General features: G+C 59.3%; 9 protein-coding genes and 1 pseudogene. 6 read left to right on the forward strand and 4 right to left on the reverse strand.

Annotated elements, in window-relative coordinates; genetic code table 11:
- The first annotated feature begins 468 nt into the window (after positions 1-468).
- The 6 genes from BG60_RS35710 (at position 469) to BG60_RS35740 (ending at position 5,531) form a co-directional block, all read left to right on the forward strand.
- Entirely contained in the window at positions 469-780 is a 312-nt protein-coding gene (locus tag BG60_RS35710) for a hypothetical protein (RefSeq protein WP_008344535.1), read from the forward strand.
- A 103-nt stretch (positions 781-883) separates the two neighbouring features.
- Positions 884-1,306 (forward strand): response regulator, encoded by a 423-nt coding sequence (locus BG60_RS35715; protein WP_235366130.1) that lies wholly within the window; start codon positions 884-886, stop codon positions 1,304-1,306.
- A gap of 778 nt (positions 1,307-2,084) precedes the next feature.
- Positions 2,085-3,005, forward strand: coding sequence for an integrase domain-containing protein (locus tag BG60_RS35725; protein ID WP_081987184.1), 921 nt, complete (start codon positions 2,085-2,087; stop codon positions 3,003-3,005).
- Positions 2,989-3,243 carry a hypothetical protein gene (locus tag BG60_RS35730; RefSeq protein WP_008344545.1) on the forward strand — a complete coding sequence of 85 codons (255 nt, stop codon included), beginning with the start codon at positions 2,989-2,991 and terminating at the stop codon, positions 3,241-3,243. The genes BG60_RS35725 and BG60_RS35730 overlap by 17 nt, the downstream gene beginning before the upstream one ends.
- A gap of 112 nt (positions 3,244-3,355) precedes the next feature.
- Positions 3,356-3,997, forward strand: a complete 642-nt coding sequence (locus tag BG60_RS35735; RefSeq protein ID WP_033535635.1) for an AAA family ATPase — start codon at positions 3,356-3,358, stop codon at positions 3,995-3,997.
- Positions 3,998-4,826: 829 nt separating this feature from the next.
- Complete coding sequence (locus tag BG60_RS35740; protein WP_051078921.1) at positions 4,827-5,531, forward strand: replication initiation protein; 705 nt, start codon at positions 4,827-4,829, stop codon at positions 5,529-5,531.
- Between the two features lie 90 nt (positions 5,532-5,621).
- Here BG60_RS35740 and BG60_RS35745 read toward each other — a convergent pair whose 3' ends face one another.
- The 4 genes and pseudogenes from BG60_RS35745 to BG60_RS39425 form a co-directional block, all read right to left on the reverse strand.
- Positions 5,622-5,918, reverse strand: a complete 297-nt coding sequence (locus BG60_RS35745; RefSeq protein ID WP_008344540.1) for a HigA family addiction module antitoxin — start codon at positions 5,916-5,918, stop codon at positions 5,622-5,624.
- 10 nt (positions 5,919-5,928) lie between these two features.
- Positions 5,929-6,207 (reverse strand): type II toxin-antitoxin system RelE/ParE family toxin, encoded by a 279-nt coding sequence (locus BG60_RS35750; RefSeq protein WP_008344539.1) that lies wholly within the window; start codon positions 6,205-6,207, stop codon positions 5,929-5,931.
- Between the two features lie 152 nt (positions 6,208-6,359).
- Entirely contained in the window at positions 6,360-7,307 is a 948-nt protein-coding gene (locus tag BG60_RS35755) for a tyrosine-type recombinase/integrase (protein ID WP_033535636.1), read from the reverse strand.
- A gap of 8 nt (positions 7,308-7,315) precedes the next feature.
- Positions 7,316-7,503 (reverse strand): annotated as a pseudogene (locus BG60_RS39425) (hypothetical protein); the annotation flags it as partial.

Consider the following 7,503-nt stretch of genomic DNA (forward strand, 5'->3'; position numbering starts at 1 on the left):
CCTCGACACTCGCGGGGTCATCACGATCGAAATTCACCGTGATAACGAGTTCCTCAAGCGCTTCAAGCGCAAGCAACGCCGTGTCGGCTTGGATGATCGAATCGGCGGGTGGTTTGGTGGGCATACGGTGATCTACCAAGGTCTGTGATCAAAAGTTAGGTTGTTGGCTGCCGCCTTTTCGCACGCCCAATTGACGCTGCGCTTGTTCAAGCAGCTGGTCGAGATCGGCAAGCGTGCACATTTCTTTGCTCGTGTCGCCCACCTAAGCCACACACGACGCCCCGCCTGTCGCTGGCGCCAGGCGAGCGCCGCATATATCTGATAAAGGACATTATCAAATATATAGAAGGACGATACGTATTGGCGCGACCGTTGTGCACGCAATTCGGACGCGCCGAGCGCCTTATAAAACGGCACGAAGTGCGCTAGCGTCGGCGGGTTGCGTGAATCACGTTTCGGCTACTCATTATGTCGGACTCTGACCTGCATGCGCTTGCCCTTGCTGTGGCCGACTGCGCCCAATTCTCATCCTTGATTCGACGCGCGTTGGGCAAGCAGCAATACGAAAAAACAGAAAGTACGCTTTGCCGTGACATGTCCGACCTCGTGGGACTCGTCGAGTGGAGCCTGCCCCTCGACATGGCGCAGCAGAGCGAATTAAACAAGGCGCGCACCTACCTGGCACTGCGACGGCTGGACTGGGCACTGACTTGCGTGGATGGCGTCCTTCAAAGCGTCCGGACGGCGATTCAGGACGATTGCTTACCGGACTCCTCGTAGGCGGGCATGGTCGGTGCGCTATCTATCGATAGGGCGCACTGGAGAGTTCATGCCGTTTTCGAAATTGTTTCAGCGGGCGCCCCGACCGTGGACCGCGCGACGAGTGCCACTCAATCAAGCCAGACTGCGCGTCCTCGTGGTCGATGACAACCACGATGCAGCCTTGGCCATGACGGTCTATCTGTCGCTGGAGGACATCGAGTCACGTGCTGTTTTCGGCGGTCGCGACGCCATCGATCTGGCGCCCGAATGGGCGCCCCATATCATCCTAATGGACATCCAGATGCCAGCATGCAATGGCATCGAGGCGGCTCGCATGCTGCGGCGTGATCCGCGGACCAACCACATCGCGATCATCGCCTATACCGCGCTGGACGAAACCGAACTGCGCCGCCAGTTGGTCGATGACGAGTTCGACGGCTACCTGCAAAAAGGTCGAGATCTCAGTCAGTTGATCCAGCTGCTCAAGACTTTCACTCAGGCCGATGGCACGGGATCAGGTACCCGTGCGGGAGGCGTTGCCTAGCTTCGAAAGACCAGCTGATCGGCATCGTAAGAAACCACGTGCGACCACCTGACTGGTCAGACGAAAACTGCTGTGCTAACGTAGCGGCGTTCCTGCGTCCCTGACGCATCGACCTACGATCGGCTTCGAGCCTGATCCTACTTCTTAAGCCGGGCACTTTGCCCGCAAACCGCTTACGGCAAGTACATCGGATTCGTCCGCCCTGCACAGCCCCCTGAGCGATTTTTTCGTGGCGCTTCGGCGGGGCTGTCGTAGTCCGTCCATCGCAAGCGCAAGCACTTTTCCATCTCGGGCTTTGCCCGCGCATCACGTTCCTACGAGCCACCAAGCTCGAACTTACCTCGTCTTTCGGCTGCCAACGAGCAGCCCAGCTAGCGCATCGCGTCCGCGCTTCCCGTTTGCTGTGCCGACAGCAAACGCAGCAAGCAAGATGCGGTGACTTCCCCGCCTTCCGCGGCCCGATCATTGGGAGCATCCGCCGAGGCAACCACATGGTTTTGCGCGTCACTGCTTCGCATCGAGGAGCAGTGACGCGCTCTCGCGCACCCCTCCCGCCCGCACCACGCAAGGCGCCCGTCTCATGACGTGATAGTTAAGCGCACGTCAGCGCGTCGAACCGGCCAACCGGCGAACGACAAACGACCTCATCGGCAGCAGCACCCCGGCCACGACAACCCACCTCCAGGTGGCGGCCCACAGTTCCCTAAACAAAGGCAGGACCCGGCTCGCTGGAGCGTTCCGGTGCAACACAACGACAAACAAGACCAACAAAGAAGAGATGAACAAGTCCACGTCATTACCGAACCGATCGCGATCGCAGCCGCGCTCGATCGAAGCGAAGTTCATGGCTGCATCGCTTCACAAGGGGGCTGCGACCCTGACCCAGCAGAAGATGCTGACGACTTTCAAGGCGTTCGCTGCACATGCCAGGCAGCGGCGTTATGGCGATGTCGAACCTGCCACCGTCACGGAAAAGCAGCTTCGCAATTATGTCGGTGCGCGCATCGAGGCCGGCATCACGCCGCGCACGATCCAGAACGAAGTGAGCCATCTGCGCCGCGCCTTGCGCGGCGCCGGCCGAGGCGACTGGGCGGATGCCGTCACCAATGCACAGCTTGGCGTGCCGGTTGGCACGCGCGTCGGCACCGGTCTCGTGGTCGACGCGCACGTGCTCGAACACGCCCTCGAGCATGCACCGGCCGACACCCGAGCCTGGATCCAACTCGAGCGCTGCCTGGGCCTGCGGCGCGAGGAGATGATTGAAAGTCACAAGAGCCTGAAGCAATGGGAGGCGGCGCTCGCGCGTGGGCAAAGCTTCATCACGATCCGCCACGGCACCAAGGGCGGACGCGTGAGGGATACGGTCATCCCAACGCCCTACCGGGATCGCGCCTTAGCCGCAGTCAAAGCGGCGTTGGAAGTTACGATGACGCGGCCATACCTAGTCGACGCGACGACAGCGCGCGCAGCCCAAAAGCAGGTCCATGACCGCTTTGCGGCCTTGGGGTTGATGGGTAAGGACTCCGGTCATGCGTTACGCCGAGCTTTCTGCCGTGACAACTATGAGCACTACTTGAGCGAGGGCCATAGCGGCAATGAAGCGCTCGCGTTGTGTTCGCGTGATCTGGGCCACGGTGAGGGCCGCGGCCGCTGGGTTTGGAACAACTATCTGAGAGCGACCTATGAGCAGCAAACCTGAATTCACGACCGCTCATCGATTGCCGAAGGGCAGCGTGTGGAAGGTCAAGACCGAACTAGTCGGCGGCACACGCTTGGAAGGGCTTTCGGATCCGGCTGACGCACTTCCGAGATTGAAGATCTCGCCCGAGGCGTTCGAAGCCCTAAAAGGACTTCGAAGTCGCGGTGAGACGATCCGGGAGGTGGTGGAGCGGTTGATCTTCCTTGCTGCTGAGCAGGCCAACAACCAACCACGCTGACGATAGAACAGATCATCACCAAAGGATGATCTGGCCCGCAAAGCTCTATACCGTGGTATTGTTTCAAAATTATGCCAATATGTCTTCAATATTGAAACAATATAGAATAAGTATGATTATAACGATCGGGAACACTAAAGGCGGCGTAGGCAAATCGACCCTCGCCGTCCAGCTCGCGCTTGGGCTTGCACTCGACGGACAGCGCGTCTGGTTGGTCGACGGTGATCGACAGGGGACAAGCCTGGGCGCGATTACAGTGCGCGCGGAAAGTGGCCGGGCGCCGATCGCCGCCGCCGCATACCCAGACGGCGCGACACTGCGCGCACAGGTCACGCAGCAGGCCAGCGCATACGATCACGTCATCATCGACGCAGGCGGACGCGATTCGACTGCATTACGCGCGGCGCTAACAGTCTCCGATCTCATGCTGGTGCCGTTTCAGCCGCGTTCATTCGATGTTTGGGCGCTGTCGGACGTGGCGAGCCTGTTGCGCGAGGCGCGCAGTGTGCGCGACGTAAGAGCTCTGGCGCTGCTGAATGCCGCCGATCCGCAAGGCAGCGACAACGAAGAGGCGAGTGAGGCGCTTGCCGACATTGAAGGCATCGAGCTGCTGCCGCTGCGCATCGGGCGGCGAAAAGCGTTCGCCAGTGCGAGCGGGGCGGGGCTCCACATCGACGAATACCGGCCGCGCGACGTGAACGCATCCACCGAACTATCCGCATTAAAAAATCACCTCGTTTCAATATTGAAATAATATTGAAAATATATTATGTCCATCACAAAAAAGCCTAAACCTGTTGCTAGTGAGCCCGCGGCAAATGCGTTTATCGGCCGCGCGCCCGATGCTGCCGCGACGCGAAGCGCGAGCCCGCCAGCACGGAAAAACAAGGTTCAAATCGCCATTACGATCTCCCCCGACTTGCTCGCTACAGTCGACTCACTCGCGGCACGAAAGGGCCTTAGCCGAGCTGCGACGATTTCGCTCGCATGCGCCGAGCTGGTCGAGCGCGACGCAAAAAATTGACGAGACAGACTATTCCCTGCCTGTCGGACTTTTGCGGGTGGTTTTGAATCGGTTGTTTCTCTCAATGGGGGCAAGCCCGAAGGGCGCGTCAGACTCAAGTGTGGGGAAGTCCCGAACCGCACCGCGGCTGTCCACGGGCCTTTGGCCGGTGGACAGGGGACTTATCCACACGGGGAAGTTCTGAATGCCTGTCCCCACCGGTTTTTAGATAGTTTTTTCTTGTTTATAGAGGGCTGGGAGCCTTGTGCCGTAAGGGTTTGCAGCCTGCTATTGCGTCTTTTTCCGGGTCAATTGCGTCTTTTTCCGGGTTAGTGCGTCTTTTTCCGGGCGCTATCCACAGCCCATGCAAAAGATTTTCGCGCTCCCTTATTTCTTCCGGCGTGCCCTGGTAGCCACTAAATTGCGTCAATTTCCGGGCTATTGCGTCTTGATATTTTGTTGACGCAATTAGAGATATGCGTCAGAGTCGCCGGATGACGCTTTAGGGGTGAAAATGGCAGGGAAAGCGGAGAGCTATTCGGCGATCACGGACAGGCCAGCGGGCGATCGGTGGATCTCGATGAGCAACGCGCTGACGCGAGCGGGGCAGGGGCTCACGCTGGCCGAGAAGCGCATTGTGGCAGCCGCCGTCAGCAAGCTTGACAGTCGGCGCTTGCCACAAGTCGGCGAGTTGCCTGTGACCCGGATAACAGCTGCAGAGTATGCCGACACCTTCCATGTTGACGCGAACACCGCATACGAACAGCTCCAATCAGCGGCCAAGACGCTCTACAACCGCACCATCACCTTCTATGAGGCCGCGCATCGTCGCAATGGCGCCCCGTTGCCACCAACGAAGGTTCAAATGCGATGGGTCGGGGTCATCAAATATCAAGTGGGCGAGGGGTGGGTTGAGTTGCACTGGTGGCCGGCACTGCTCCCCCATCTGACGGCATTGAAGGGGCAGTTCACTACGTACCAATTGCAGCAAGCGTCTGCATTGCGCTCGATTTATTCTTGGCGGCTGCTCGAACTGCTTACGCGCTTCAAATCCACTGGCTGGGCTGAATACGACATAGAGGACTTCGCGGCCGCGATGGACGCGACTGAGAAGCAGCGCCAGAATTTCAACAACATCAAACGGCGAATTATCGAGCCGGCCGTTGCTGAACTCAACGAGAAAGACGGATGGATTATCCAGTGGGAGCAGATCAAGGCCGGGCGGAAGGTCAAGGCTGTGCGATTTACCTTTGCACGCGACCCGCAAGGCCGGCTTGAAATCTGAGGCAATTACCGATCGCCTCATACGACGCGGCTAGCGGCAGCCGGAGGAATGACAAAAGGTGCCGAGCGGCCTTGATCGTCGAAGCCAAGCTCACGCGTGCGCGCGCTCGACCTTGGGCGTTCCCTTGGAGCGTGCCTGCCAAAGGTCATAGGCGGTCTGCTGGGCCAGCCACACGTCTGCGCGGCCGCCATTCTCGACACCGAGCCAACCTTCGATCCGAAGGGCCATTTCTGGCGAGATACCTGCGTGCTCGTTCAGCACGCGTGACAACGCCACGCGCGTGACACCGAGCTGCTCGGCCGCTTGAGTCACTGTCAAACCAAGCTCCGGGAGGATATCCTCCCGGAGCGTTTCACCCGGGTGAGGCGGGTTAAACATTTGGGTCATGTACTGAACCTTAGTGGTAGTCCTGGTAGTCCACCAAGACAGCGTCAGTACCTTCGAATGTGAAGGTCATCCGCCAGTTCCCATTCACGCTGATAGCGTAATGACCGGCTAACGGCCCTTCCAATCCGTGAAACTTCCAGCCCGGCACATTCATATCATGCGGCGACTGAGCCACATCGAGCCGAGCTAACTGACGCTTTAATCTGGCTGCATGGTCGGGTCTGATGCCCGCCTTACTTTCGGTCTTGAAGAACTCTTCGAGTCCTTTGTGTCGCCATGACTTGATCATGGTGCTCCCAATCAAAGTGGTTAGATCCCATCTCTTACCTCTCTAAAAGTCACGTCAATTAGTCAGTTGGTCTTGCCTGATGAACATCATGTATAGCGTATAGTTACACTGTACATTGCGGCGTTTACAGAGTCAATGTGGGTCTTCGGCTGTTAGAGCAGGATTCGCTCGACCTCATCGAGGCTGATGTCGTCGCAGCGCCGGTCATAGAACTGGGTGGTGCGCGTCGATGCGTGATTGGCCATCACCGCGGCGTTCTCGAGCGTGCCGCCGTTTTTGAGATAGGTGGTGATGCCGGTCGCGCGGAACGTGTGATTGCCGATCGGGGTATCGATCCCAGCCGCTACTGCCCGGCGCCGCACCATCGCATAGGCGTTCGCCTGCGGCAGTGGCGTCTTGCTCAGCTGGCCAGTGCCACGCGTAATCGTGCGAAACAGCGGTCCCTTCGGCTCATCGCGTAGCCCCGTCTGGTCGAGATAGTCATGCAGATACGCCTCCAGTGTGTGATGACAGGGCATCGCGTGCGCTTTGCCGCCTTTTTCACGCAAGCGCACCCACAGGCGCCGCTGCTGTACATAGACGTCGTCCACCCGCATCGCCAGCGCGGCGCCCACCCGCGCAAACGAAAACACCATCAGCGCAATCAGCGCCCGGTCGCGCAAGCCAATTGGCGTCGACACATCGATGCTGTCGAGCAGCTGTCGCGCCTCGCTCGCATCGAGCACCGGCGTCTTTCCTTTCTTGGCTGTATGACTCGGGCCGCGCACTGACGCGGCCGGGTTGTGCGGCACAATCTGGCCGGTCACGAGCCAGTCGAACAGGTGGCGGATCGCCGCCAGCCGCAGCTTGACGGTTGGCGCCGATAAGGTCTGCGTCTGCAGCTCGATCCACGCGGCGACGTGCAGCGGCTGCACAGCCGTGATGGAGGCCACGCCCGCGCTGGCGCACCAAGCCAGAAAATCCCCTGCCGCCCGCGCATACGCCCGCCGCGTATGCGGATTGCGGATGGCTGAAGCAAAAAACTCGAGGAAGCGAATACTGGCCCGCTCTCCGGCCGCGAGAACAAGCGATGGGGCAGAGGTAGCGACGATTAGGTCCATTGAGCCCGTCAGTGCAATGTCGGTTTTTTGGGACTAGCCGACATACCGGGTATGAAGGCGTCCACGCGCTCAGCTTGCTCATAGAGACCCGCCCGACACTCGGCTTTTAACTCAGCCACGGCTGATTCAACCATGGGGTGGCCACGATAGGCGGCTACGGCGGTATCGATCGATGCCTCGACGGTTTGAATGGCTG

This window comes from Caballeronia zhejiangensis (assembly GCF_000698575.1).
In the GTDB taxonomy this organism is placed as follows: domain Bacteria; phylum Pseudomonadota; class Gammaproteobacteria; order Burkholderiales; family Burkholderiaceae; genus Caballeronia; species Caballeronia zhejiangensis.

What these genes read in the sequence shown, in the direction of transcription:
- BG60_RS35710 (WP_008344535.1), top strand. Translation starts at nt 469, where the DNA reads ATGTCGGACTCTGACCTGCATGCGCTTGCCCTTGCTGTGGCCGACTGC.
- BG60_RS35725 (WP_081987184.1), top strand. Translation starts at nt 2,085, where the DNA reads ATGAACAAGTCCACGTCATTACCGAACCGATCGCGATCGCAGCCGCGC.
- BG60_RS35730 (WP_008344545.1), top strand. Translation starts at nt 2,989, where the DNA reads ATGAGCAGCAAACCTGAATTCACGACCGCTCATCGATTGCCGAAGGGC.
- BG60_RS35735 (WP_033535635.1), top strand. Translation starts at nt 3,356, where the DNA reads ATGATTATAACGATCGGGAACACTAAAGGCGGCGTAGGCAAATCGACC.
- BG60_RS35740 (WP_051078921.1), top strand. Translation starts at nt 4,827, where the DNA reads ATGAGCAACGCGCTGACGCGAGCGGGGCAGGGGCTCACGCTGGCCGAG.
- BG60_RS35745 (WP_008344540.1), bottom strand. Translation starts at nt 5,918, where the DNA reads ATGACCCAAATGTTTAACCCGCCTCACCCGGGTGAAACGCTCCGGGAG.
- BG60_RS35750 (WP_008344539.1), bottom strand. Translation starts at nt 6,207, where the DNA reads ATGATCAAGTCATGGCGACACAAAGGACTCGAAGAGTTCTTCAAGACC.
- BG60_RS35755 (WP_033535636.1), bottom strand. Translation starts at nt 7,307, where the DNA reads ATGGACCTAATCGTCGCTACCTCTGCCCCATCGCTTGTTCTCGCGGCC.